Annotated in this window: 21 protein-coding genes and 1 pseudogene; 5 read left to right on the top strand and 17 right to left on the bottom strand. The window is 67.5% G+C overall.

The genetic code is table 11. The features are described 5' to 3' along the window. Positions 1–26: 26 nt before the first annotated feature. The 9 genes from pssA to G6045_RS10995 all read right to left on the bottom strand — a co-directional run bounded on the left by pssA (position 27) and on the right by G6045_RS10995 (position 10,889). On the bottom strand, positions 27–809 hold the full coding sequence (gene pssA / locus G6045_RS11035) for a CDP-diacylglycerol--serine O-phosphatidyltransferase (RefSeq protein ID WP_165331696.1): 783 nt from the start codon (positions 807–809) through the stop codon (positions 27–29). A 55-nt stretch (positions 810–864) separates the two neighbouring features. Then, complete coding sequence (locus G6045_RS11030) at positions 865–1,521, bottom strand: phosphatidylserine decarboxylase (RefSeq protein WP_165331695.1); 657 nt, start codon at positions 1,519–1,521, stop codon at positions 865–867. A gap of 169 nt (positions 1,522–1,690) precedes the next feature. Beyond that, positions 1,691–2,896, bottom strand: a complete 1,206-nt coding sequence (locus G6045_RS11025; protein ID WP_165331694.1) for an acyl-CoA dehydrogenase family protein — start codon at positions 2,894–2,896, stop codon at positions 1,691–1,693. A gap of 3 nt (positions 2,897–2,899) precedes the next feature. Further along, on the bottom strand, positions 2,900–3,406 hold the full coding sequence (locus tag G6045_RS11020) for a MaoC family dehydratase (RefSeq protein ID WP_165331693.1): 507 nt from the start codon (positions 3,404–3,406) through the stop codon (positions 2,900–2,902). 5 nt (positions 3,407–3,411) lie between these two features. Beyond that, on the bottom strand, positions 3,412–4,374 hold the full coding sequence (locus G6045_RS11015) for an HpcH/HpaI aldolase/citrate lyase family protein (RefSeq protein WP_165331692.1): 963 nt from the start codon (positions 4,372–4,374) through the stop codon (positions 3,412–3,414). Then, entirely contained in the window at positions 4,371–6,428 is a 2,058-nt protein-coding gene (locus tag G6045_RS11010; protein ID WP_165331691.1) for a protein meaA, read from the bottom strand. Before G6045_RS11010 ends, G6045_RS11015 begins: the two co-directional genes overlap by 4 nt. Next, complete coding sequence (ccrA, locus tag G6045_RS11005; protein WP_165331690.1) at positions 6,428–7,765, bottom strand: crotonyl-CoA carboxylase/reductase; 1,338 nt, start codon at positions 7,763–7,765, stop codon at positions 6,428–6,430. The genes G6045_RS11010 and ccrA overlap by 1 nt, the downstream gene beginning before the upstream one ends. 426 nt (positions 7,766–8,191) lie before the next feature. Beyond that, positions 8,192–9,025, bottom strand: a complete 834-nt coding sequence (locus G6045_RS11000; protein WP_206343599.1) for a TetR family transcriptional regulator — start codon at positions 9,023–9,025, stop codon at positions 8,192–8,194. Between the two features lie 73 nt (positions 9,026–9,098). Beyond that, on the bottom strand, positions 9,099–10,889 hold the full coding sequence (locus G6045_RS10995) for a 3-hydroxyacyl-CoA dehydrogenase family protein (protein ID WP_165331688.1): 1,791 nt from the start codon (positions 10,887–10,889) through the stop codon (positions 9,099–9,101). Positions 10,890–11,291: 402 nt separating this feature from the next. Here G6045_RS10995 and G6045_RS10990 point away from each other — a divergent pair, with 402 nt between their 5' ends. Next, positions 11,292–11,873: a HEAT repeat domain-containing protein gene (locus G6045_RS10990; protein ID WP_165331687.1), complete on the top strand. Its 582-nt coding sequence runs from the start codon at positions 11,292–11,294 to the stop codon at positions 11,871–11,873. 116 nt (positions 11,874–11,989) lie between these two features. After that, positions 11,990–12,322, top strand: a complete 333-nt coding sequence (locus G6045_RS10985; RefSeq protein WP_165331686.1) for an SCO4225 family membrane protein — start codon at positions 11,990–11,992, stop codon at positions 12,320–12,322. Here the strand turns inward: G6045_RS10985 and G6045_RS10980 are convergent. From G6045_RS10980 to G6045_RS10970, 3 genes and pseudogenes are all read right to left on the bottom strand, one after another. Beyond that, on the bottom strand, positions 12,301–12,834 hold the full coding sequence (locus G6045_RS10980) for a GNAT family N-acetyltransferase (protein ID WP_165331685.1): 534 nt from the start codon (positions 12,832–12,834) through the stop codon (positions 12,301–12,303). The two genes, G6045_RS10985 and G6045_RS10980, sit on opposite strands and share 22 nt — an antisense overlap. 101 nt (positions 12,835–12,935) lie before the next feature. After that, the gene (locus tag G6045_RS10975; protein ID WP_165331684.1) at positions 12,936–14,522 is read right to left on the bottom strand and encodes an alpha/beta hydrolase; all 1,587 of its coding nucleotides are present in this window, start codon (positions 14,520–14,522) and stop codon (positions 12,936–12,938) included. Positions 14,523–14,667: 145 nt separating this feature from the next. Then, positions 14,668–15,513 (bottom strand): annotated as a pseudogene (locus tag G6045_RS10970) (radical SAM protein); the annotation flags it as partial. A gap of 943 nt (positions 15,514–16,456) precedes the next feature. Here G6045_RS10970 and G6045_RS10965 point away from each other — a divergent pair. From G6045_RS10965 to G6045_RS10955, 3 genes are read left to right on the top strand one after another with little or no spacing between them, the layout of a single operon-like run. Beyond that, positions 16,457–16,708, top strand: coding sequence for a hypothetical protein (locus tag G6045_RS10965; protein WP_165331683.1), 252 nt, complete (start codon positions 16,457–16,459; stop codon positions 16,706–16,708). Beyond that, entirely contained in the window at positions 16,683–17,198 is a 516-nt protein-coding gene (locus tag G6045_RS10960) for a DUF6879 family protein (RefSeq protein WP_165331682.1), read from the top strand. The genes G6045_RS10965 and G6045_RS10960 overlap by 26 nt, the downstream gene beginning before the upstream one ends. A 20-nt stretch (positions 17,199–17,218) precedes the next feature. Beyond that, positions 17,219–18,067, top strand: a complete 849-nt coding sequence (locus tag G6045_RS10955) for a helix-turn-helix domain-containing protein (protein ID WP_165331681.1) — start codon at positions 17,219–17,221, stop codon at positions 18,065–18,067. Positions 18,068–18,403: 336 nt separating this feature from the next. On the opposite strand, the gene G6045_RS10950 is transcribed toward G6045_RS10955, so the two are convergent. From G6045_RS10950 to G6045_RS10930, 5 genes are all read right to left on the bottom strand, one after another. Continuing rightward, positions 18,404–19,312: a hypothetical protein gene (locus tag G6045_RS10950; protein WP_206343596.1), complete on the bottom strand. Its 909-nt coding sequence runs from the start codon at positions 19,310–19,312 to the stop codon at positions 18,404–18,406. A 237-nt stretch (positions 19,313–19,549) separates the two neighbouring features. Beyond that, entirely contained in the window at positions 19,550–19,840 is a 291-nt protein-coding gene (locus G6045_RS10945; protein ID WP_165331680.1) for a hypothetical protein, read from the bottom strand. Positions 19,841–20,751: 911 nt separating this feature from the next. Continuing rightward, positions 20,752–21,492, bottom strand: coding sequence for a hypothetical protein (locus G6045_RS10940; protein ID WP_165331679.1), 741 nt, complete (start codon positions 21,490–21,492; stop codon positions 20,752–20,754). Positions 21,493–21,554: 62 nt separating this feature from the next. After that, positions 21,555–21,839 (bottom strand): hypothetical protein, encoded by a 285-nt coding sequence (locus G6045_RS10935; protein WP_165331678.1) that lies wholly within the window; start codon positions 21,837–21,839, stop codon positions 21,555–21,557. After that, entirely contained in the window at positions 21,836–22,087 is a 252-nt protein-coding gene (locus G6045_RS10930; RefSeq protein ID WP_165331677.1) for a hypothetical protein, read from the bottom strand. The genes G6045_RS10935 and G6045_RS10930 overlap by 4 nt, the downstream gene beginning before the upstream one ends. Positions 22,088–22,520 lie beyond the last annotated feature (433 nt).

The raw sequence follows: 22,520 nt of genomic DNA, 5'->3' as shown, positions 1-22,520 counted from the left end.
ACGAGCCAGGGAAGCTGCGCCGCAGGCTAGGGAAGCTGCGCCGCCCGGGCCTCGCGCCGGTTGTCCCGGAAGTTGTTCACCCGGCGGGCCGTGGCGAACAGCGGGATGACCGCACCGAGCACGAGCTGCAGCGCACAGCCCGTCTGCAGGAGCAGCTGGCCACCGGGAGCGTCGAACGCCCACGCCGCCAGCAGGCCCATGCTCAGCACGATCCACGACAGCATCGCGACGGCCAGGCGGCCCCGCGGCTTCGGGTACTCGACCCGGCTCACCATCAGCCAGGCCGTACCGGCGACCGCGAGCAGCGTCGCGACGAACGGCAGCTCGAGCAGCACGATCGAGACCACGGTCAGCGCACCGAACGGCGAGGGCATGCCCTGGAACGTGCCGTCCTTGACGGTCACGCACGAGAACCGCGCAAGCCGCAGCACCACCGCCAACAGGACCACGATCGCGCCGACCGCGGCCACCTTCTGGTGGGCGCCGTCCGTCACCATGCCGTAGACGAGCACGAAGTACGCGGGCGCGAGCCCGAAGCTGATCAGGTCCGAGAGGTTGTCCAGCTCGGCGCCCATCGGCGAGGAGCGCAGCTTGCGCGCCACCAGGCCGTCGAACAGGTCGAAGACGGCGGCACACAGCATCAGGATCACGGCCGTGGCCGCGCTGCGCTGCGCCATGCCGACTTCTTCACTGCCCGTGAAGTGCGGGATGAGGATGCCGGTGGTGGTGAAGTACACCGCCATGAACCCGCAGGTGGCGTTCCCGAGGGTGAGGGTGTCCGCTATTGAGAGGCGGAGCGACAGAGGCATTTCCTCCTCGTCGTCCTCCTCGGCTTCCGGGACCCAGCCGGCCTGTGTATCAGGATCAACCACGGTCAATGCGAGTCACCCCAGCCACGGTCTTCTGCCCCACTTCCACATCCACCTCGATGCCCTCGGGCAGGTAGATGTCCACGCGCGAGCCGAAGCGGATCAGGCCGATGCGCTCGCCCTGCTCGACCTTGGTGCCCTGCGGCACGTACGGCACGATGCGACGCGCGACCGCTCCCGCGATCTGGACCATCTCGATGTCGCCGAGCTCGGTGTCGAAGTGCCAGACAACGCGCTCGTTGTTCTCGCTCTCCTTGTTGAACGCCGGGACGAAACCACCGGGGATGTGCTCGACCGACGTCACCGTGCCCGCGAGGGGCGCGCGGTTGACGTGCACGTTCAACGGGCTCATGAAGATCGCGACGCGGGTGCGCCCGTCCTTCCACGGCATGATGCTCTGCACCACACCGTCGGCCGGGGAGATGACCCGGCCCTGAGCGATCTCGCGCTCGGGGTCGCGGAAGAACCACAGCATGCCCGCCGCCAGAGCGGTGGCGGGTACGGCGACGGCCTTCGCGGCGCCGGAGCGGCGCGAGCGGACGAGGCTGAGAGCTGCGGTGGCGACGGTCGGCAGAAGCCACGGCGACGCTCCGCGAGCAAGGCGTACGCCGCGGCGGCTGTCGCTTGGTGCAGAGTTCTGGCTGTGGGGCATGGATGACCTTCGTAGCGGATGATGCCGCGCTGTGACGGGGGACGGCGGCTTTCCCGGGATGGTAGCGGTTGCGCACCGCAACTGGGCAAGCCAGGAAGCCGAGTCGGAGGCCGAACAGCGCTCACAGGGTGTGATCTTCGCCCTTGATGAACCATCCCAAAAGGGACGTTCAGCCCTGAACTCGATATTCCTCGAGCAGCCTGCGACCAATGATCATTTTCTGGATCTCGGCGGTACCTTCACCGATCAGCAGCATGGGGGCTTCGCGGTAGAGACGCTCGATCTCGTACTCCTTGGAGAACCCGTACCCACCGTGGATACGGAACGCGTCCTCCACGACTTCTTTGCAGTACTCGGAGGCGAGGTACTTCGCCATCCCTGCTTCGAGGTCGTTTCGCTCGCCGGTGTCCTTTTTGCGTGCTGCATTCACCATCATCGCATGCGCCGCTTCGACCTTGGTGGCCATTTCGGCCAGCTTGAACTGAATCGCCTGGTGGTGGGCGATCGGCTTCCCGAAAGTGTGGCGTTGCTGGGCGTACGAGACGCCGAGTTCGAAAGCACGTTGTGCGACGCCACAACCACGCGCTGCGACATTCACGCGGCCGACCTCGACCCCGTCCATCATTTGGTAAAAACCGCGGCCCGTCTCACCACCCAGGACGCGATTGGCCGGAATTCGCAGGCCGTCCATGATGAGTTCGGTGGTGTCGACCCCCTTGTACCCCATCTTGTCGATCTTTCCCGGAATGGTCAGACCCGGTCGGACCTCGCCGAATCCCGGCTCCTTTTCGATCAAGAAGGTCGTCATCGACTTATGGGGCGCAGTGCCCTCGGGGTGTCCTTCGTCACTTCGTACGAGCACGGCGACCAAAGTTGACGTTCCGCCATTGGTCAACCACATCTTCTGGCCGTTCAGGACGTACTCGTCACCGTCCTTGACCGCCTTCGACGTGATCGCCGACACATCCGAGCCGAGGCCGGGCTCGGACATCGAGAACGCGCCCCGCACCTCGCCGGCCGCCATCCGCGGCAGGAAGTGATCCCTCTGCTCCTGCGTGCCGTGCTGCTTGAGCATGTACGCCACGATGAAGTGCGTGTTGATGATCCCGGACACGGACATCCAGCCGCGCGCGATCTCCTCCACGCAGAGCGCGTACGTGAGCAGCGACTCGCCCAGGCCCCCGTACTCCTCGGGGATCATCAGGCCGAACAGGCCCAACTCCTTGAGTCCGTCGACGATGTCCTGCGGGTACTCGTCGCGGTGCTCGAGCTCGGTGGCGACCGGAATGATCTCTTTGTCCACGAAGTTCCGTACGGTGGACAGGATTTCCTGCTGGATGTCCGTCAGGCCGGCGGTCTGGGCGAGTCGTGCCATGGGTCAGCGCTCCTGAAGGTCGGGGCGGCCGGGCTGCTCGCCGCCGCGCTCCTTGATGTACGTCTCGGTGGGGACCATGACCTTGCGGCGGAAGACGCAGACGAGGGTGCCGTCCTGCTTGTAGCCCTTGGTCTCCACGTAGACGATTCCGCGGTCGCTCTTCGACTTCGAAGGCGTTTTGTCGAGCACGGTCGTCTCGCCGTAGATCGTGTCGCCGTGGAAGGTCGGCGCCACGTGCTTGAGCGACTCGACCTCCAAGTTGGCGATCGCCTTGCCGGAGACGTCCGGGACGGACATGCCGAGCAGGAGCGAGTAGATGTAATTGCCGACGACGACGTTCTTGCCGAAGTCCGTCGTGTGCTCCGCATAGTTCGCGTCCATGTGGAGCGGGTGGTGGTTCATGGTGAGCAGACAGAAGAGGTGGTCGTCGTACTCGGTGACCGTCTTTCCGGGCCAGTGCTTGTAGACGGCGCCGATCTCGAACTCTTCGTAGGTGCGGCCGAACTGCATGGTGCTTACGCCTCCGGGGCTTCGAACTTCGACGTGCGCCGCATACCGGCCGCACGTCCCTTCCCGGAGATGACGAGCGCCATCTTCCGGCTCGCCTCGTCGATCATCTCGTCGCCGAGCATCGCCGAGCCCTTCTTGCCGCCGGCCTCGGACGTGTAGTAGTCGTACGCGTCCAGGATGAGTTCGGCGTGGTCGAAGTCCTCCTGCGAGGGCGAGAAGATCTCGTTCGACGCCTCGACCTGGCCGGGGTGCAGCACCCACTTGCCGTCGAAGCCGAGCGCGGCGGCGCGCCCCGCGACCTCGCGGTAGCCGTCCACGTTGCGGATCTGCAGGTAGGGGCCGTCGATCGCCTGGAGGTCGTTGGCGCGGGCCGCCATCAGGATCTTCATCAGGATGTAGTGGTAGGCGTCCGCGTCGTAGCCGGGCGGCTGCTCGCCGACGACCAGGGACTTCATGTTGATGGACGCCATGAAGTCGGCCGGGCCGAAGATGATCGTCTCCACGCGCGGGGAGGCCTCCGCGATCGCGTTGACGTTGTTGAGGCCGCGCGCGTTCTCGATCTGCGCCTCGATGCCGATCTTGCCGACCTCGAAGCCCATCGTCTTCTCGATCTGGGTGAGAAGCAGGTCGAGCGACACGATCTGCTCGGCCGTCTGGACCTTCGGCAGCATGATGCAGTCGAGGTTCTGGCCCGCGCCCTCGACGACGGTGACGACATCGCGGTACGTCCACTCGGTCGTCCAGTCGTTGACCCGCACGACCCGCGTCTTGCCCGTCCAGTCGCCCTCGTTGAGGAACTTGACGACCGTGTGCCGCGCCTCGGGCTTGGCGAGCGGCGCACACGCGTCCTCCAGGTCGAGGAAGACCTGGTCGGCGGGGAGGCCCTGGGCCTTCTCCAGGAAGCGGGGATTGCTTCCCGGCACCGCGAGACAGGAGCGGCGGGGGCGAAGACGGTTGACCTGGGTCATGCGGGGACCTCCAGAGGGTCGAGCTGGTTCGCTGTGCGGATCTCGTCGACGATACGGCCGATGATCTCCGTGATACCGAAGTCCTTCGGGGTGAAGACGGCGGCCACGCCCGCGGCCTTCAACTGCGCGGCGTCGGCGCTGGGAATGATGCCGCCCACGATGACGGGCAGCTCGGTGGCCCCCGCCTCGCGAAGGCGCCGCAGCACATCCGGCACGAGCTCGGCGTGCGAGCCGGACAGGATGGACAGGCCGACGCAGTGCACGTCCTCGGCGAGCGCGGCCGAGACGATCTGCTCGGGCGTGAGCCTGATGCCCTGGTAGATCACCTCGAAGCCGGCATCACGGGCGCGTACGGCGATCTGCTCGGCGCCGTTGGAGTGCCCGTCGAGCCCGGGCTTGCCGACGAGCAGGCGCAGCTTGCCGCCGAGTTCGTCGCCGGTGCGGCGCACCTTCTCGCGGACGAGGGCAAGAGGGGAGCCCTCCTCCGCGGTGACCGCGACCGGCGCCGAGGAGACGCCCGTGGGTGCCCGGAACTCGCCGAACACCTCGCGCAGCGCCCCCGCCCACTCGCCGGTCGTGACCCCGGCGCGGACGCATTCGAGCGTGGCCTCCATGAGGTTGTCCGTGCCGGCCGCCGCTTCCTTCAGGCGCTCGATCGCCTGCCGGGTCGTCGGGTAGTGGAACGGATCGCCCAGGCCCTGGCGGTCGCTGGACTCCTCACGGGTCGTGCGCCACTCGCCGATCGCCCGCACGACCTTGGCCTCGACCGCGTGGTCCACCGTCATGATCGCGGTGTCCAGGTCCGCGGTGAGCGGGTTGGGCTCGGTCGTCTCGTAGATGTTGACGCCGACGATCTTCTCCTCGCCGCCCTCGATCCGCGCCCGCCGCTCGGCGTGCGAGGAGACCAGCTGCGACTTGAGGTAGCCGGACTCGACGGCGGCCATCGCGCCGCCCATCTCCTGGATCCGCTCGATCTCGGCCAGCGAATCGGCGACCAGCTCGTCGACCTTCTTCTCGATGACATGCGAGCCCGCGAAGATGTCCTCGTACTCGAGCAGATCGCTCTCGTGCGCGAGCACCTGCTGGATCCGCAGCGACCACTGCTGGTCCCACGGTCGCGGCAGCCCCAACGCCTCGTTCCAGGCCGGGAGTTGTACGGCGCGGGCGCGGGCGTCCTTGGAGAGGGTGACCGCGAGCATCTCCAGGACGATCCGCTGGACGTTGTTCTCCGGCTGCGCCTCGGTCAGACCGAGGGAGTTGACCTGCACCCCGTAGCGGAACCTGCGCTGTTTCGCGTTCTCGATGCCGTACCGCTCGCGCGTGATCTGATCCCAGATCCGCCCGAACGCCCGCATCTTGCACATCTCCTCGATGAAGCGGACTCCCGCGTTCACAAAGAAGGAGATACGGGCGACGACGTCCCCGAACTTCTCTTCGGGGACCTGCCCTGCGTCGCGTACGGCATCGAGAACGGCGATGGCGGTGGACATCGCGTACGCGATCTCCTGGACCGGTGTGGCCCCCGCCTCCTGGAGGTGGTAGCTGCAGATGTTGATCGGGTTCCACTTGGGGATGTGGGACACCGTGTAGGCGATCATGTCGGTCGTCAGACGCAGCGAAGGCGCCGGCGGGAAGACGTGCGTCCCGCGCGACAGGTACTCCTTGACGATGTCGTTCTGCGTCGTGCCCTGCAACTGGCCGATGTCCGCGCCCTGTTCCTCGGCGACCACCTGGTAGAGCGCGAGCAGCCACATGGCCGTCGCATTGATGGTCATCGAGGTGTTCATCTGCTCCAGGGGGATGTCCTGGAACAGCCGGCGCATGTCACCGAGGTGCGAAACCGGCACGCCGACCCGGCCGACCTCGCCGCGGGCCAGGATGTGGTCCGGGTCGTAGCCGGTCTGCGTGGGCAGATCGAAGGCGACGGACAGACCGGTCTGGCCCTTGGCGAGATTGTTGCGGTACAGGGCGTTGGAGGCCTCGGCGGTGGAGTGGCCGGCGTACGTGCGCATCAGCCACGGCCGGTCCTTCTGCCGCTCTCGAGGCGCTGTCATCAGATGTCCCGGAAGCGGTTGATGGCGTCCAGGTGCTTGGCGCGCATCTCCTCGTCCCGCACACCGAGGCCCTCCTGCGGCGCGAGCGCGAGCACGCCGACCTTGCCCTGGTGGAGGTTGCGGTGCACGTCGTACGCGGCCTGCCCGGTGTCCTGAAGGGAGTAGACCTTGGAGAGCGTCGGGTGGATCTTGCCCTTGGCGATCAGGCGGTTGGCCTCCCACGCCTCGCGGTAGTTGGCGAAGTGCGAGCCGATGATGCGCTTCAGGGACATCCACAGGTAGCGGTTGTCGTACTCGTGCATGTAGCCCGAGGTCGAGGCGCAGGTGGTGATGGTGCCGCCCTTGCGGGTGACGTAGACGGAGGCGCCGAAGGTCTCGCGGCCCGGGTGCTCGAAGACGATGTCGATGTCCTCGCCGCCGGTGAGCTCGCGGATGCGCTTGCCGAAGCGCTTCCACTCCTTGGGGTCCTGGGTCTGCTCGTCCTTCCAGAACTTGTAGCCCTCGGCGTTGCGGTCGATGATCGCCTCGGCGCCCATCTTCCGGCAGATCTCGGCCTTCTGGTCGCTGGAGACCACACAGATGGGGTTGGCGCCGCCGGCCAGCGCGAACTGGGTGGCGTACGAGCCGAGTCCACCCGAGGCGCCCCAGATCAGCACGTTGTCGCCCTGCTTCATCGCCGCGCCGTTGCGCGAGACGAGCTGGCGGTACGCGGTGGAGTTGACCAGACCGGGAGCGGCGGCCTCCTCCCAGCTGAGGTGGCCGGGCTTGGGCATCAGCTGGTTGGACTTGACGAGCGCGATCTCCGCGAGGCCGCCGAAGTTGGTCTCGAAGCCCCAGATGCGCTGCTCGGGGTCGAGCATCGTGTCGTTGTGGCCGTCCGAGGACTCCAGCTCCACGGACAGGCAGTGCGCGACGACCTCGTCGCCCGGCTTCCAGGCGTTCACGCCCGGGCCGGTGCGCAGGACGACGCCCGCAAGGTCGGAACCGATGACGTGGTACGGCAGGTCGTGCCGCTTGGTGAGCTCGGAGACCCGGCCGTAGCGCTCGAGGAAACCGAAGGTGGAGAGCGGCTCGAAGATCGACGTCCACACCGAGTTGTAGTTCACCGACGAGGCCATGACGGCCACCAGGGCCTCGCCCGGGCCGAGTTCGGGCACGGGGACGTCGTCGAGGTGGATCGACTTGCGCGGGTCCTTCTCGCGGGTCTCGAGCCCGGCGAACATCTCGGTCTCGTCCTTGTGCACGGTGATCGCCCGGTACGACTCGGGGATGCGCAGTGCGGCGAAGTCGGCCGGGGTGCTGTCCGGCGACTGGATCGCGTCCAGGATTTCCTTCACGGTGTTGCCTCCGGCGAAATGCGGTACGTCGGGGTGAGGGTGAGCAACTGCTGTGGTGGTGCCGTCGGTTCGGCGGAGACTGCTGAGCTCGTCTGTACAAGAGCTGTGCTGTGGCGGCGCGTTGGTGTGCGCGGGAGGTGCCTGTGACGCAGGCGTCCGGGCGCTCAAGAGACTTGAGGGGACAGCCGGCGCACGGAGGTTCTCTATGCGCCGGCCGCCCGGACTGATTTCAAGTTATGGCACGGCGTGCCAGTCGGCAAGACACCGAGTGCCAACATTTTCTCTCAGGTGTCACCAGGTGGGTTCAGATGAGCGATGATCGATCAAATTTCATCGCTAAAGCGCCTCTGACCTGCGGAAATGCAAAGACGGCCACCCCTTTGCAGGGGTGGCCGTCGACCGAATGTGGCGTACGTTACTCGCGAGTTACGGTGCTTCCGGAGTGCGCAGCGCCCGCTCGATCGTGCGCATGACCTCGTCCAGCGGGGCGTCGGTCCGCGCCACCGTCACGAGCACCTCGCCCTCGGTGCGGGCCGCCGCCACGGGCGTGCTGCCCGCCGGTGAGCGGCCGGCCAGGATGCCGCTGCCGAAGGTCTTGCGGACGATCGAGAACGCGTGGTCCAGCTGGGCCTCGAGCTCGCCCTTGCCGCCGGCCCTGAGCCAGCGCCGCAGCACGTGGTTGTGCGCCGTCACCACGGCCGAGGCGGCGACCTCGGCGAGCAGCGGATCGTCGTCGCCGTCGTGGTGGGCCTGCTCGTCGAAGTGCCCGAGCAGATAGCGCGTGAAGAGCCGCTCGTAACGGGCCACCGACGCGATCTCGCGCTCGCGCAGGGTCGGTACCTCGCGCGTGAGGCGGTAGCGCTCGATGGAGACGGCCGGCGAGGCCGCGTACATCTTCATGACTTCCTTGATGCCGCGGCACACCGTGTCGAGCGGGTTCTCGTGCGGCGGCGCGGCGTTCAGGACCGCTTCCGCACGGATCAAGGTGTCGTCGTGGTCCGGGAAGATCGCCTCTTCCTTGGACCGGAAGTGCCGGAAGAAGGTGCGGCGCGCGACTCCGGCGCGTGCCGCGACCTCGTCGACGGTGGTCGCCTCGTACCCCTTGGCCGCGAACAGCTCCATCGCCGCGGCCGCCAGCTCCCTGCGCATCTTCAGCCGCTGGGCGGCGGCGCGGGTGCCTGCGGCACTTTCCGGTGCGTCGGACGCGGAGGTGGTTCTGGGGGTGTTGGCGGCACTGGGCATGGTCCGAACGTACTGCATGGAATCGGTGGGCTGCGCCGCCGAGGGAGGGCCGATCGCCGGATCGAGCAGCCCTCCCCACTCCGTACGGGGCTCAGCGCCTGGCATATTCGCGGAAGCCGCGACCGGTCTTGCGGCCGAGGCAGCCCGCGGCCACCAGATGCTCGAGCAGCGGCGCGGGAGCCAGGCCCGGGTCGCGGAACTCGCGGTGCAGCACCCGCTCGATCGCGAGCGAGACATCGAGGCCGACGACGTCGAGCAGCTCGAAGGGCCCCATCGGGTAGCCGCCGCCGAGCTTCATCGCGGCGTCGATGTCGTCGAGGGTCGCGTAGTGCTCCTGGACCATCTTGATCGCGTTGTTCAGATACGGGAAGAGCAGGGCGTTCACGATGAAGCCGGCCCGGTCCCCGCAGTCCACCGGGTGCTTGCGGATCTTCGTGCAGACCTCGCGGACCGTGGCGTGCACGTCGTCGGAGGTGAGGACCGTGCGCACCACCTCGACCAGCTTCATGGCCGGGGCCGGGTTGAAGAAGTGCATCCCGATCACGTCCTGCGGCCGCGAGGTGGCGCGGGCGCAGGCGACGACGGGCAGCGAGGAGGTGGTGGTGGCGAGCACCGCGCCCGGCTTGCAGACCTTGTCGAGCGCGGCGAACAGCTGCTGCTTGATCTCCAGGTCCTCGGCGACGGCCTCCACGGCCAGATCGACCTCGGCGAACGCGTCGTACGAGCCCGCGGGCGTGATCCGGCCGAGCGTCTCGTCCCGCGCCTCGGCGGTCATCCGGCCCTTGTCGACGGAACGCGCAAGCGACTTGGCGATACGGGACTTGGCGGTCTCGGCCTTCTCCTGGCTGCGGGCGGCGAGCACGACGGCGTACCCGGCCTTGGCGAAGACCTCGGCGATCCCGGAGGCCATGGTCCCCGAGCCCGCGACACCGACGCTCCGCACGGAACGTCCCTCGGCGAGCGGAGCGTCGTCCAGCGGCGTCAACGCGTCGCGCACGACCTCGGTACCGCCCGGCTGCGCGTACGTGTAGAACCCGCGCCCCGCCTTGCGCCCGGTCAGGCCTGCCTCGCTGAGCTGCTTGAGGATCGGGGCCGGCGCGTGCAGCCGGTCGTGGGACTCGGAGTACATCGCGTCCAGGACGGTGCGCGCGGTGTCGATCCCGATCAGGTCGAGCAGCGCGAGGGGCCCCATCGGAAGACCGCAGCCGAGCCGCATCGCGGCGTCGATGTCCTCGCGGCTGGCGTACTTGGCCTCGTACATCGAAGCGGCCTGGTTGAGATAGCCGAAGAGCAGCCCGTCCGCGACGAAACCGGGCCGGTCGCCCACCGACACGGGCTCCTTGCCGAGATCGTGGGCGAGCGCGGTGACGGCGCCGACGGCCTCCGGGGCGGTGAGCACCGACGAGACGACCTCGACCAGCTTCATCGCGGGCGCCGGGTTGAAGAAGTGCAGCCCGAGAACGCGCTCGGGCCGGGTCGACTCGGCGGCCAGGCGGGTCACGGAGAGCGCGTTGGTGCCGGTCGCGAGGATGGTGTCGGGGCGCACGACGGCGTCCAGCTCACGGAAGAGCCGGCTCTTGAGCTCGTACGACTCGGGGATGACCTCGATGACCAGATCGGCGTCGGCGGCGGCGCCGAGCTCGGTGAACGTCCGGAAACGGCCCAGGAGTTCGGTCCGCTGCTCGTCGGTGATCCGCTCGCGCCGCACGGCACGCGCGGTGGAGGCCTCCAGGGCGGCGACGGCCTGCACGATCTGGGCCTCGCTGATGTCGATGCCGATGACGTCGCGGCCGGCGCGGGCGAGCACCTCGGCGATACCGGTGCCCATGGTGCCGAGGCCGACGACGGCGATCGTGCGCAAGGAAGGTTCGGGACGGTCCATCGCGGACTCCAGGGAGGGTGAGTGACGACTGAAGAGGGCCGTACGCGTGCTCGCTCGCCAGATCGCGCTCGCGAAAAGGCATGGGGCGTACGGGAGTTGGTGTCGTGGTGTCCGAACCCGCGCAGGGCGCGGACCGGCGCTGTGCCCGGTCCGGCGGCAGGCGCCGAGGACCGGTGGTGATCGACGGGCCCTGTCCCGGGGCCGCGTCGCAAAGCGATGTACCGAACCGACAAGCTCTCGCCGGCTGCGTCACCAGGCCGGCGGGAGTACATACGGGGTGTGTCCCGCTCGTCTGAGCTTAACCCGTGGGTAACGAGCGCGCCAGACCCTGGAGTTTGTGGTCTGGCTCACGGCGCAGGGGGCGCGAGGGGTGGTGCGCGGGCGCTCGCTAGGGTGGCGGTCATGGACGAAGAGTGGCGATCAGTGACAGAGCGCTTACGGCTCGAGGCCGGCAACGAGGAAGCGGCCACCTATGAGCGCCTGCGGGCGAGCAAGGACCATGACGCCCTCGCCCGCGTGCTGACCGAGCCCCAACGCCCTTTGTGGGCAAGGGAATTCGCCGCACTGCGGCTAGGCTGGGCCGGCGACGGACGGTCCTTCGAGACCCTGGTCCTGCTCCTCAACCACCGCGAACCCGAGCGCTGCGCGGCCGCCGCCCACGCGCTGGCCCGCCTCGGCGACCCCCGTACGGCCCGTGCGGCGGCGGCCCTCGCGACCAACGAACTGCGCGTCGCCTACGCCCTGCACCCGGTCCGCCTGCTCACGGAGTTGCACGCACCGGAGTCGGCCCCGGCTCTCATCACGGTCCTCGAACGCCGTCTCGCCTCTCCCTCCGACCCGTACTGGCGGGTGGCCCTTGCCTGCGTCGAGGGTCTGGGCGCCCTCGCCGACTCCCGCGCGGTCCCCGCCCTGACGGCGGCCCGCGCGCATCCCCGTCTCGCGGCGGCGGCGACGGCCGCGCTGGCGCGGATGACGGACGGCTGACCCGCGCCGTGCGCCGACGGGGCCGATTCGCCCCGTGACGACGAGCTGATCCTCCTGCTCTACTGGCTTTGTCCGTACGGGGGTTGTATGCACCGGTACGGGGGTTGGGGGGAGCGATGAAAGCTCTGCTGCGGCGGCTGGTCCGTCTTACCGTCACCAACGCGCTGTCGCTGGCGTACCTCGGCCTGATCGCCGCGTGCGCCCTGGCCGGTGCCGTCTATGAATGGACCGGCGGCGACCCCGCCGACTGGGTCTCGGGCTACTGGGCGGTTCTGCTGCCCCTCATGCCGACCTTCCTCCTCTACGCCCCACTGGAGGATCTGGTGTACGACGGTCCGGCGGCGACGGGCTGGCTCTTCTACGGCTGGGCGGTCATGAGCTTTCTGCTGCAGTCGGCAGCCATGGGCTGGCTGTGGGAGACCAGGGATCAGGGGGCCCCTGATCCGTGAAGGCGCCGTACGTAACGCACCTCGGGTACGGGGACGCCGTCCACGTCTTCGGTGGCGGTGTTCCCGTCCGCCGTGAAACCCGCCCGCTCGTAGAAGCGGCGTGCGCGCTCGTTGTGCGTGAGCACCCACAGGCAGACCGACGGCGCCCCCGCGGTGCGACAGCGGTCCAGCGTCGCGTCCATGAGCGCGCGCCCGGCCCCGGTCCCGATCTGCTCCGGGTGCACGTAGATGGCGTACACCTGAAAGGCGCCCGCGTCCTGATCGTCATCCCGCGTCGGTCCGAATCCCGAGAACCCGACGATCCGGCCGCCGCGCTCGGCCACCAGCGCCGCCACACCCGGCGGACGCCCGGCCCAGAACTTCCGCCGCGCCGCCGCGTCCTCCTCGACGTCCAACGCGTCCAGGTGCCCCTGCGGCATCAGCCCCCGGTACGCGAACTGCCAGCCGCGCACGCGGATCTCGGAGACGGCGTCGATGTCGCCGGTGGTCATCTCGCGTACGTGTGCGTCCATGCGCGCACCCTAAGCCGCCGATCCGTACGGGAAAGGTGGGGCCCGCCACAGGGCGCATCCGCCACAGGGCGCACCCCACCCCACCTTTCACCTCAGGACCCTCAGGACCTGTACCCCAGCAAGCCGTGCAAGGTCGCCCCGCCGCCGGAGGACGAGGCAGCCGCCGGCGCCTCGGGCTCCGGATCCGGCAGCCGCTCACAGGTCGCGTCGACCTCACCGCTGCCTCGCGGCACCTTCCCCGAAGCAAGGTAATCCGCCAGGTACTTGTCCAGGCACGCGTTACCGCTCAGCGTGATCCCGTGGTTGCCGCCACCCTGCTCGACGACCAGGCTCGACCCGTGCAGCTTGCGGTGCACGACGAGACCGCCCTCGTACGGAGTCGCCGCATCGTCCGTGGCCTGGAAGAGCAGCACCGGCGGCAGCTTGGAGTTGGAGACGTCCGGCGGGCTCAGCGGCTTCGTGGGCCAGAACGCACAAGGGGCGTTGTACCAGGCGTTGTTCCACGCCATGAACGGTGCCTTGTCGTGCGCCTTCCACATGTCGTGCCGCCACTGCCCCCAGTCACGAGGCCACCAGGCATCACGGCACTGCACCGCCGCGTACACGGAGTACCCGTTGTCGCCATCCGCGTCGACGGCGGCGAAGTTCTCATACGCCTCGATCAGCGGCGCGTCGTCCTTGTCGTTCACGAACGCCGCGAACGCCTCGGCCAGGTACGGCCAGTAGCCGTTGTAGTAGCCGCCGGGGATGAAGGTGTCCTCGAGCTCGCTCGCGCCCACCTTGTTGCCGGCCGGCTTCTTCGCCAGGGCCGCGCGCATCGCGTACCACTTGGCCTCGATCTTCGCAGGGTCCTTGCCCAGCTTGTACGTGGCGTCATGCTTGGCCACCCACGCCGAGAACGCCTTGTGGCGGGCGTCGAAGGCGTAGTCCTGGTCGATGTTGTCCCGGTACCAGACACCCGTCGGATCGACGATCGAGTCGAGGACCGCACGGCGCACCCGCTCCGGGTAGAACTTCGCGTACACCGCGCCCAGGTAAGTGCCGTACGAATAGCCGAAGTAGTTGATCTTCTTGGCGCCGAGCCCCTGACGGATCGCGTCCATGTCGCGCACGGCACTGACCGTGTCGATGTACCGCAGCAGCGAGCCGTACTTCTTGCCGCAGGCGTCCGCGAAGGCCTTCGCACGCTTCAGATTGGCCTGCTCGATGCTGTGCGAGGACGGGACGGTGTCGGGCCTGACCGGTGCGAAGTGCCCCGGCCGGCAGTTCAGCGCGGGCTCGCTCTTGCCGACCCCGCGCGGATCGAAGCCGATCACGTCGTAGGTTCCGGCGACCTTCTTCGGCAGCGAACCGGCCACGAATCCGGCCAGCGTCAGACCGCTGCCGCCAGGGCCGCCGGGGTTGACGAGGAGCGGTCCCTGGTACGCCTTCGCGGAGGAAGTGTGCGGCACCCGCGAGAGGGCGAGGGTGATCTTCTTGCCGCCCGGTTTCGCGTGGTCGAGCGGAACCTTGAGCGAAGTGCACTGCAGCGTCGGGTAGTTCTCGGTGGCGCAGCCCTTCCACTTGAGGGTGGTGCGCGCCGTCGGGGCCCGGTCGGCCGCCGGCGTGCCCGCGGCCGACGGGACCGCGCTCAGCAGTCCCCCCAGCACGGCGGCGACACCGCACAATGCCACTGTCCGTTTTCTCATCTGACCTCCCGATGCGGAGGATCCGGACCGCTGTCCGCGGCCGGGCTTTCGGACTGTGCATGCCACAGCCCACGCCGCATCGTCCCGGAAACGGATCCCGGAAGGACAGATTCTGTTGGGAGTTGACCGAATCGAGGGGAAACGGTCAAAGGAGGGTTAGCTGCGTCGGTTCTTGGGCCAGGGGCTGCTGAGGCACCCGGGGCAGTGCATCCGTCGCGGGCCGTTCGATGCGGCGGGCCCTGCCCGGCGAGGACGGACCGATTCCGAACTCCGTTGCCAGTTCGTGCACATGGCGGGTGATCCGCCGCTGGTACCACTTCGGTGCGTAAGCCCCCTCCGCGTACAACCGCTCGTATCGCCGTACGAGATGGGGGTGATGGCCGGCGAGCCAGTCCATGAACCACTCGCGGGCGCCCGGGCGCAGATGCAGCACGAGGGGTGTGACGGAGGTGGCGCCGGCGGCGGCGATCGCCCGTACGGTCGCGCGGAGCTGCTCGGGGGAGTCGCCGAGGAACGGGATGACCGGGGCCATGAGGACGCCGCAGCCGATGCCGTGCTCGGTGAGGGTGCGGACGACGTCGAGGCGGCGCTCGGGTGCGGGCGTGCCGGGTTCGACCGTGCGCCACAGCGTCTGGTCGGTGAAGCCGACCGAGACGGAGACGCCGACCTCGGTCACCTCGGCGGCCTGCCGCAGCAGGTCGAGGTCGCGCAGGATCAGCGTGCCCTTGGTGAGGATCGAGAAGGGGTTCGCGTAGTCGCGCAGCGCGGAGATGATGCCCGGCATGAGCCGGTACCGTCCCTCCGCCCGCTGGTAGCAGTCGACATTCGTCCCCATGGCGATGTGCTCGCCCTGCCAGCGGCGGTCGGCGAGCTTGCGGCGCAGGAGCTCGGGGGCGTTCACCTTGACCACGATCTGCGAGTCGAAACCGAGGCCGGTGTCGAGGTCGAGGTAGCTGTGCGTCTTGCGCGCGAAGCAGTACACGCAGGCGTAGTAAAGAGACTCACAGCATGAAGAAGCCCCGTTCACGCCACAGAGGGACGCGAACGGGGCTTGCCCGGTAGCCCAGTTGGGACGGGACCACTTTGTCAGTGAGCCTTACCGGGGTACCGGAGTTGGTTGCCCCGCTTACGCCAGAGAGTCGAACGCGTAAGCGGGGCTTGTGGCTACGCCCTCACCGTCTGGAACCGAGACGGCACCCAAGCCAATGGGCGGACCGGGGCGGAGTGCCTGAGCACAGGGCTTATCCCGGTCGGGAGCGTCGCCGTCCGAACCGCTGAGCTGTCTTACTCGCCGTCGCTCAGTGGTCCGGAGATTGGGGTCAGCCGAAGGGCTCCGCGGGCAAGGCTGGATACGAGGGGGGAGTCAGCGGCAGTGCCCTGAGTAGCTTCTCCGCAGCGCTGAGCCGCAGCGAGCCCAGCTCTACGTACGCGCGGCCTGAGGCGGTTACCTGCGCGTGAATGTGCTGTACGTCTTTCTCGGCTACTCCAGCGCTGACGAGTGCGGCGCGAAGGAGCGCAGCCACGTGTTCAGCCTCGGCACGAGTGCTCTTGTGCGCGGCAACGGAGATCACTCGTTGCCTCCTTCGATGCACTCGAAGTGCCGGTACTTCACCTGAGGTGGGCCCGACTGTCGTTCGACCTGTGAGCGGCGCACAGGAACGAACGGCTTGAGCTTCCCCTCGCACTTTGCGCAACGGTGCCCACTGGGCGCGTACGTCGTGTACTCGTCGGTTTCGCCTGTAGTCGGCATGCTTGCGGTCCCCTCGCGTCACTGTCGTCTCCTAACGAGCAGTGAACGACCGGGGGAGGGGCCAGCGCGACAAACTTGCACAGGCTTGCACGCCACTTTCTCTCAGGCGCTCTTGACTGCTCACAGCGAGACGGGACGATGGTCTGACGCAAATCCGTGCAAGCTGAGCGCAGGGAGAGTTGCCATGGCTTTACGGTTCGTGGGGATTGACCCGGACACCGACCGCGATCACTGCCCTACCGTCTGGGCGGACGAAGAAGCGCGAGAACTGGTCTTGCAAGGGTGGAAGGTCAGCCCTGAACTTCGGGCGGCTTGTGAGTCCAACACTCCGGCCAATGGTCCCATCCCAGACAGCGAAGAAGTCATCAGGATTCCGGCACGCATGGTGCCGATGATCCGGGAAGCGTGCGATGCAGTCGAACGTGCCGCCATTTAGTGAGCTACTGGCCAACACCCGTAGTTCCGCTGTCCATTTGGAGATGCGCGACGACTACGGAGCTAACCCGCGTCTAGAGGCTTGGCGGCGTGGGGAACGTGTCGACTGGGCTGATCGCGATTCCTGGTGGCATGACTTCAACCAGACGATTGCCGATGCTGTCGCACGGGGCGTGGTTGTGCGTCGGGCACGTGTGGTGTCGGAGCCTGTCAGCGAATACATCCGCTGGGAGTACGACACGACGCAAGGGAACGTCGCCTCGGGTGAAGACGTGCGTTGGTTGCCACGGAGTCAGGCAAGAGGCTTCCTGGTGCCGGCCAATGACTTCTGGCTCTTCGACGGCAAGCTACTCCGCATTCACCACTTTGCCGGCGACGGCAGCCACGTAACCGATGAACTAAGCACAGACGCACAGATGTTGAACCTGTGTGGCTCTGCCTTCGAGACCATCTGGCAGCGAGCAATTCCGCACAGCGAATACAAGATCTAGCGCAATCGGGCAGCCAACTCATGTCGTCACCTTCGAGCCGCGCCAATGAAGCCCGGCATGCCGTAGCCAGTCGACTGCGGGACATGAGGCTTGACGCAGGTATCACCGGGCGTGAGTTGGCTGCCCGCTGTAGCTGGAGCGAATCCAAGTCGTCGCGCATTGAGCACGCGAAGACACCCCCCAGTGACGCAGACATAAGGGCCTGGTGCGCCGCATGCGGAGTGCCGGACCAGGCTGGGGACTTGATCGCTGCCAACCGGCAGGCAGATGCGGCGTACGTCGAATGGAAGCGGCTACAGCGAACTGGGCTGAAGCGTCTGCAAGAGTCGGGCGTACCGCTGTACGAGCAGACACGGCAATTTCACGTGTACGCGTCCAACGTCGTACCCGGCTTCTTTCAGACCCCCGGCTACGCGACCGCGCTACTGTCCTCAATCGCGCAATTTCGTGGCACGCCAGACGACGTGTCCGAAGCGGTGACAGCGCGCATGGTCCGATCGCACGTGATCAGAGAAGGTGAGCACCGATTCGCGGTCCTGGTAGAGGAATCGGTACTCCGATACCGGATCGGCGACCCCGAAGTCATGGCCGCTCAGCTTGGTTACCTGCTGTCAGTCATGGCGCTGCCAGCGATTTCGCTGGGGATCATCCCGTTCACGGCGAGCCGGCAAGCATGGCCACTCGAAACGTTCACGATTTTTGACCGTCTGCGCGTGCACGTAGATACCCTGGCGGCATCCATCACGGAGACTCAGCCCAGTGAAGTGGCCCTGTACCTCAAGGCATTTGGGAACATGCAGAAGGCTGCGGCGTACGGGGGAGATGCTCGCTCGCTGATCACGAAGGCCATTGACGAACTGGGGGACTAATCCCGCGCGGCCACTTCCTGGAGGGGCGGACAGAGCGGTGTCTGGGGTGGCCGCCTGAACAGTCAGTGCGGCCAACTACCGAAGCCCCAGCGGCCAGCCTGCGGGCAGGCGGTCACTGGGGCTTCGGTGTGTCCGGACAGGCGGTCACCGTGAACGGCCGTAGGCGGCCAGGGAAGCGGTCAGCCCTGGAGCCTGGCCGGACTGCGGTAGACGCGTGACCGCCGCATGCGTCAGGAAGTTGGTCCAGGAGGGCGACGTCAAGCGCTGTCCGCCCCATCTGACCTGGGGTTCTGCCTCCGGCATCCAACTATGCGCACGGTCGTGCGGTCATGGCGGTCAGCGCAGGAAGCCGTTTCGGAAGAGAAGCCGGATCGCTTCGTCCCGGTCGTCGCCTGCCAGGCGGTAGATCTCCTCCGGCATGAGGCGCGGAGGACGCTTCTTACGTCGGGAGCCAGTGCCCGTGTACGTGACCTGGACCGTCTTGCCGAACATCTCGACCTTGTCCATGGACTTGCGGGCGTTCACGACGGAGGAGATACGGGCGCCATCGCCAATGGCCTTCGCGCCTGCCTCGCCGAACACCTTCCGACGTTGCTCCGGAGACATCGACTCGAACAGGTCCTCCGCATCCAGCGGAGACGGGCGGTTCCGGCGCGTGACCGGCTCCATCGTGCAGTCACAGCGCGGATGCCTCAGGAAGCCGCTGGAGACGCCATATTCGCGGCCGGCAAGGATGATGCAGCGCGAGCACGCGGGCAGCTCCACCACGCGCACGTACGCGCGCACGCCCTTATTCGCGACCATGGCCACCTGGTCCGCCTGGCGCCCTGTATCCGAGACGACCGTACGGACGACCAGGTCCAGGAACGCAGCACCGCGGGCCATTGCGGCACGGGGGCTGAGACGCCGACGCTGGGCCGTGATCGCGGTGGGAGCACCGCGGGCCAAGAGGCTCATGGCGTTGCGGCCGTCGGGGGTCTGGCTGGCGAACTGGGCAGGGTCGACTTCTGGGGCGCCCTCAGCTTCGGGCCCCAGGAGTTCACGCATGAATGTGTCCGAGCCTTCAGCGGCGTGGAGTTGGCCAGCTTGCACGTAGGCCGTGACCTTGGGGAGCAGGCGGGCCCAGTCCGCCGCCACGGACTCAGGTCTGACCTTCGCCCACTCCGCGAGAACGGCGCGGGCCGTGGTCGCTGCCAGGGCGGCCCGCTTCTCCTGGTGGCGTCTGGCTATCGGATTCCACACCATGTGGGCGTGCTCCTTCGGTAGGGCGGAGGGGCGGCAGTGCCCACGCGCACCCGTCAGGGTCGGCCCGCTTCATCGCCTCCAGCCGACAGCGCATACACGAGCTGCCTGGCATGACGCCGCGAGTGTGAACCTCGCAAGTCGTCCAGCCTGGTTCTGCGCTGACCCACGGGCCGTTTGGAGGCCGGGATGCGTCGGGGGCGGACAGGCGGCGGGCTGCGGCGGCCCTGCGTCGGGCCGTCACGACGTGGGCCAGGTCGACAGGGCGTATCCGGCTGCGGCCAGGGCGCCAGAGGTGATGAGGAGCGTTTCGCTAATGCGCCGAATCTCCGTGAGTTGGGCAGCGTTCACATTCGTGCCCAGCGCCTCCAGCTCGACCAGGAGCGCAACCATGCCCGCTGACGCGTCGTCCCACAGGTTGGCAGCGGGTGACTGCCAGAGCGTGACCCAGCGGCGGAGTTGGTCATCCGACCAGGCTTCGGCGCGGGCCGGCGGGTCGGGGTACGGGAGTTCGCAGGTCTCAGGCAGCACGATGTGCCTCCCCTGGCCGGGGAGTCGGCGGCCCCGGCGAAGGTTCTCGTCGTTCACGGAGTGTCACATCCAGTCGGTTGCGGAGCGTGATGATCAAGGAGTTTCTGAACACGGGACGTATTTCCTCCCGAGCGGACTCCTGCGCGCCCTCCCCTGCGTGAAAAGTCCCCATGATCAAGAGGTCATCCCCCGGGGGTGGGGGTCACCGTGCGTGACGTCATCGACCGAACGACTCGCCCGCTGATTTACGTGAGTGGCACGGCATGCACAGGGCTTGCCAGTTGGCAGGGTCGAAGGCCCTGAGGCCCAGGAGCCCAAGCCCGTCGATGTGGTCCACCTCTTTAGCCGCTGGCCGGAGTGGGGCAGCGATGGCCACGCAGCGCGGTGACTCGCACAAGGGATGCGTACGCAGGTGAGCCCTACTCGCACTGGCCCAGTGCTGGCGTCGAGACGATGACGTGTCGTGACCGCCCCTGTATCGCTCGCCCCGGCTGTTACTGCGGGCATGGGCAGCGCACTTGCCGCGCCAAGTGAGGCACGGGCAGCCCCCAACTGGGCACGTCTGCATAGTGCGTACGCCCTGTGGCTGGGGGCCAGGGTCGCACTCGTCGTGAACGTCAGGCCCGCCAGTCTCGGCAGGCTCCACGGGCTCCGTACGGCGCTCTGGTGGGGCTTCTGGGGCCTCTGTGAGGTCAGCCGGCCAGGAGCCGTCAGCGGGCAGGACCAGGCCGGTACGAAGCCACGTGGGGACGGCAGCGTCTTCCACGTCGAACTCCTGGCCCTCGAAGTAGGTCTGGCCGTTCAGGATCAGGCGGCGGGCTGCGGCGACGCGGAGTCTCATGGGCATCTCCGATCGTGGCCTGGGCGGGCCCAGGCGGCGTGAGCTACCTGGGCCGGACCGGTGTTGGGTGTTAGCTGAGGCTCATCCTGACGAAGGATCGTGCGGCGATCTGGGCCTGACGAAGTGAGCGAAGGCTCAGGGCAGTTCGAGCGGCTGCTACTCGGTCTGAGTCGCCGGACTCGGCAGCGCCTTCCAGGGCGGCCTGGCGGAGCAGGACGCGGGAGGCGTCCAGGACATCGGGGTCCATGCCGCGTGCCATCGCGTAGTCCGTAAGCCATTCCGAGGACACCAGGGCGCCGACAGCGTCCTGTCGACGTGCCAGACGCTGGAGGACCTGGGTCAACGACGCGCCCTCTCGGTTCAGGGCACCATCCAGCAGCATCTGGGCGTCCATACGGGCGCTGGCCGCTTCCGCCCTGTGGACCTTGGGGCGAGCCTGTTCGTAAAGGCTTGCCTCCGCGATCAGGTAGTCCGTTTCGAACTGCTCGAAGGCTTCCGCTGTCTTCTGGGCGGCGGCTTCCTTCGCCTCACGAGCAAGGCGGTTTCGGCCCTCCGGGTACAGCGTGTCGTCGGCCAGGATGGCGGACGCCTCTCGGGTGGCCTGCGTAGCCAGGGACATCACTGTGGACACGGAGTTGGACATCCTGGTGACGATCTCCCGGTCAACAGGGTCTAGTTGGTAGCCGCTCGCCGATGTGTTGGAGAACTCGCTGAGATAGCGGGTGGCGGTGTCCGCCACGCTCGCGACGGCTCCGGCGCGGTCAGCGGCAGCGTCAGGGAATGGGCTGGGGTGGGTGTCGTCCATGGCCATGAGGGGTCGTTCCTTTCAGAGGGGTGCGCCTGGTGCTCCAGGTATGAATGCGTAGAGGGGCTCTATCCCTCGTACGGAGTCCGCAGGAGGAGGCCGACGAAGTAGCGGCGATGTCCCAGGGCCTTGATGCGCTGATCGCGGATACCGCGTCCGCGTAGGTAGAGACGGGCCGACCTGTTAGGGAGGTAGAACCGGTCCTTCACGGCGTGAAGGAGGGCGTACAAGACGTCCCCCGGTAGCTCCATGCCGTCCGGGTCTATGAAGGCCACCTGGTCAAAGGCAGCGTCCATGACGGACTGGAATTCGGGGGAGTCGGGCGTGAGGATCGGCAGTTCCGGCGGAGTCACTGGACTACCTCCGGTGCGACTAGGGCCACATCGTGAACGGCCGCGGGGCCGTCAGCGCTGAACGACAGCGACAGTCCTGAGGCCCGCAGGACGTCCCGGAGGACGGTCGCGGAGACCTGGAAGCGGTGTTCCGTCCAGACCCAGTCCCGTACGGCCAGGTAGATGTCCGTGAACGCTGTCTCCGCGCCTGGGGCGGCTACCAGGACCGCCTCCAGGCCGACGCACGTTGCTGCGACAGGCGTTGTCACGAAGCGAGGAGGGGTGTCAGCCATGAATGGCTCCAGGAGATGGGTGCGGTGCCTCAATTGAGGCGACTGGTGGTGTCGGTGTCTCCAACTCCGCGCGCTGAAAGGTGAGTCAGCGTGGCCGGGTGGCGGGTGGAGAAAGACAAAGGCCCCGACTCCGGTCAGCGGACCAGCTCCCCGACTCCACATCAGGAACTGGGCCGCCAGCCGTAGCCGGGGCCTGTGTGCGCCAGTACCAAGCCCTGGGCGCGTGGCGAGCAGTGGAAACGTTAACGGGGCCGTGTGGAGTCGACCCGTGGCAGACAAATGGCCGTCCCGCTGCCCTCGCCTCCGCAGTCACTCGGAGGGGGCGGCCGGACGGCCAGGTATGTGCACACGACCTTGGGTGACTGGCGGTCGCGAGAGGGCGCAAGCCCTTCTATTACTGACCGGAGAG

Origin of the sequence: Streptomyces mesophilus (assembly GCF_011044995.1) — a bacterium.
Classification (GTDB): domain Bacteria; phylum Actinomycetota; class Actinomycetes; order Streptomycetales; family Streptomycetaceae; genus Streptomyces; species Streptomyces mesophilus.
The sequence above is the reverse complement of the archived record's forward strand: the minus strand, read 5'-3'. Positions and strand labels throughout refer to the sequence as shown.

Excerpts from the sequence above, each read along its gene's own strand:
- pssA (WP_165331696.1), bottom strand. The coding sequence starts at position 809 with ATGCCTCTGTCGCTCCGCCTCTCAATAGCGGACACCCTCACCCTCGGG.
- G6045_RS11030 (WP_165331695.1), bottom strand. The coding sequence starts at position 1,521 with ATGCCCCACAGCCAGAACTCTGCACCAAGCGACAGCCGCCGCGGCGTA.
- G6045_RS11025 (WP_165331694.1), bottom strand. The coding sequence starts at position 2,896 with ATGGCACGACTCGCCCAGACCGCCGGCCTGACGGACATCCAGCAGGAA.
- G6045_RS11020 (WP_165331693.1), bottom strand. The coding sequence starts at position 3,406 with ATGCAGTTCGGCCGCACCTACGAAGAGTTCGAGATCGGCGCCGTCTAC.
- G6045_RS11015 (WP_165331692.1), bottom strand. The coding sequence starts at position 4,374 with ATGACCCAGGTCAACCGTCTTCGCCCCCGCCGCTCCTGTCTCGCGGTG.
- G6045_RS11010 (WP_165331691.1), bottom strand. The coding sequence starts at position 6,428 with ATGACAGCGCCTCGAGAGCGGCAGAAGGACCGGCCGTGGCTGATGCGC.
- G6045_RS11000 (WP_206343599.1), bottom strand. The coding sequence starts at position 9,025 with ATGCAGTACGTTCGGACCATGCCCAGTGCCGCCAACACCCCCAGAACC.
- G6045_RS10995 (WP_165331688.1), bottom strand. The coding sequence starts at position 10,889 with ATGGACCGTCCCGAACCTTCCTTGCGCACGATCGCCGTCGTCGGCCTC.
- G6045_RS10990 (WP_165331687.1), top strand. The coding sequence starts at position 11,292 with ATGGACGAAGAGTGGCGATCAGTGACAGAGCGCTTACGGCTCGAGGCC.
- G6045_RS10985 (WP_165331686.1), top strand. The coding sequence starts at position 11,990 with ATGAAAGCTCTGCTGCGGCGGCTGGTCCGTCTTACCGTCACCAACGCG.
- G6045_RS10980 (WP_165331685.1), bottom strand. The coding sequence starts at position 12,834 with ATGGACGCACACGTACGCGAGATGACCACCGGCGACATCGACGCCGTC.
- G6045_RS10975 (WP_165331684.1), bottom strand. The coding sequence starts at position 14,522 with ATGAGAAAACGGACAGTGGCATTGTGCGGTGTCGCCGCCGTGCTGGGG.
- G6045_RS10965 (WP_165331683.1), top strand. The coding sequence starts at position 16,457 with ATGGCTTTACGGTTCGTGGGGATTGACCCGGACACCGACCGCGATCAC.
- G6045_RS10960 (WP_165331682.1), top strand. The coding sequence starts at position 16,683 with ATGCAGTCGAACGTGCCGCCATTTAGTGAGCTACTGGCCAACACCCGT.
- G6045_RS10955 (WP_165331681.1), top strand. The coding sequence starts at position 17,219 with ATGTCGTCACCTTCGAGCCGCGCCAATGAAGCCCGGCATGCCGTAGCC.
- G6045_RS10950 (WP_206343596.1), bottom strand. The coding sequence starts at position 19,312 with ATGGTGTGGAATCCGATAGCCAGACGCCACCAGGAGAAGCGGGCCGCC.
- G6045_RS10940 (WP_165331679.1), bottom strand. The coding sequence starts at position 21,492 with ATGGCCATGGACGACACCCACCCCAGCCCATTCCCTGACGCTGCCGCT.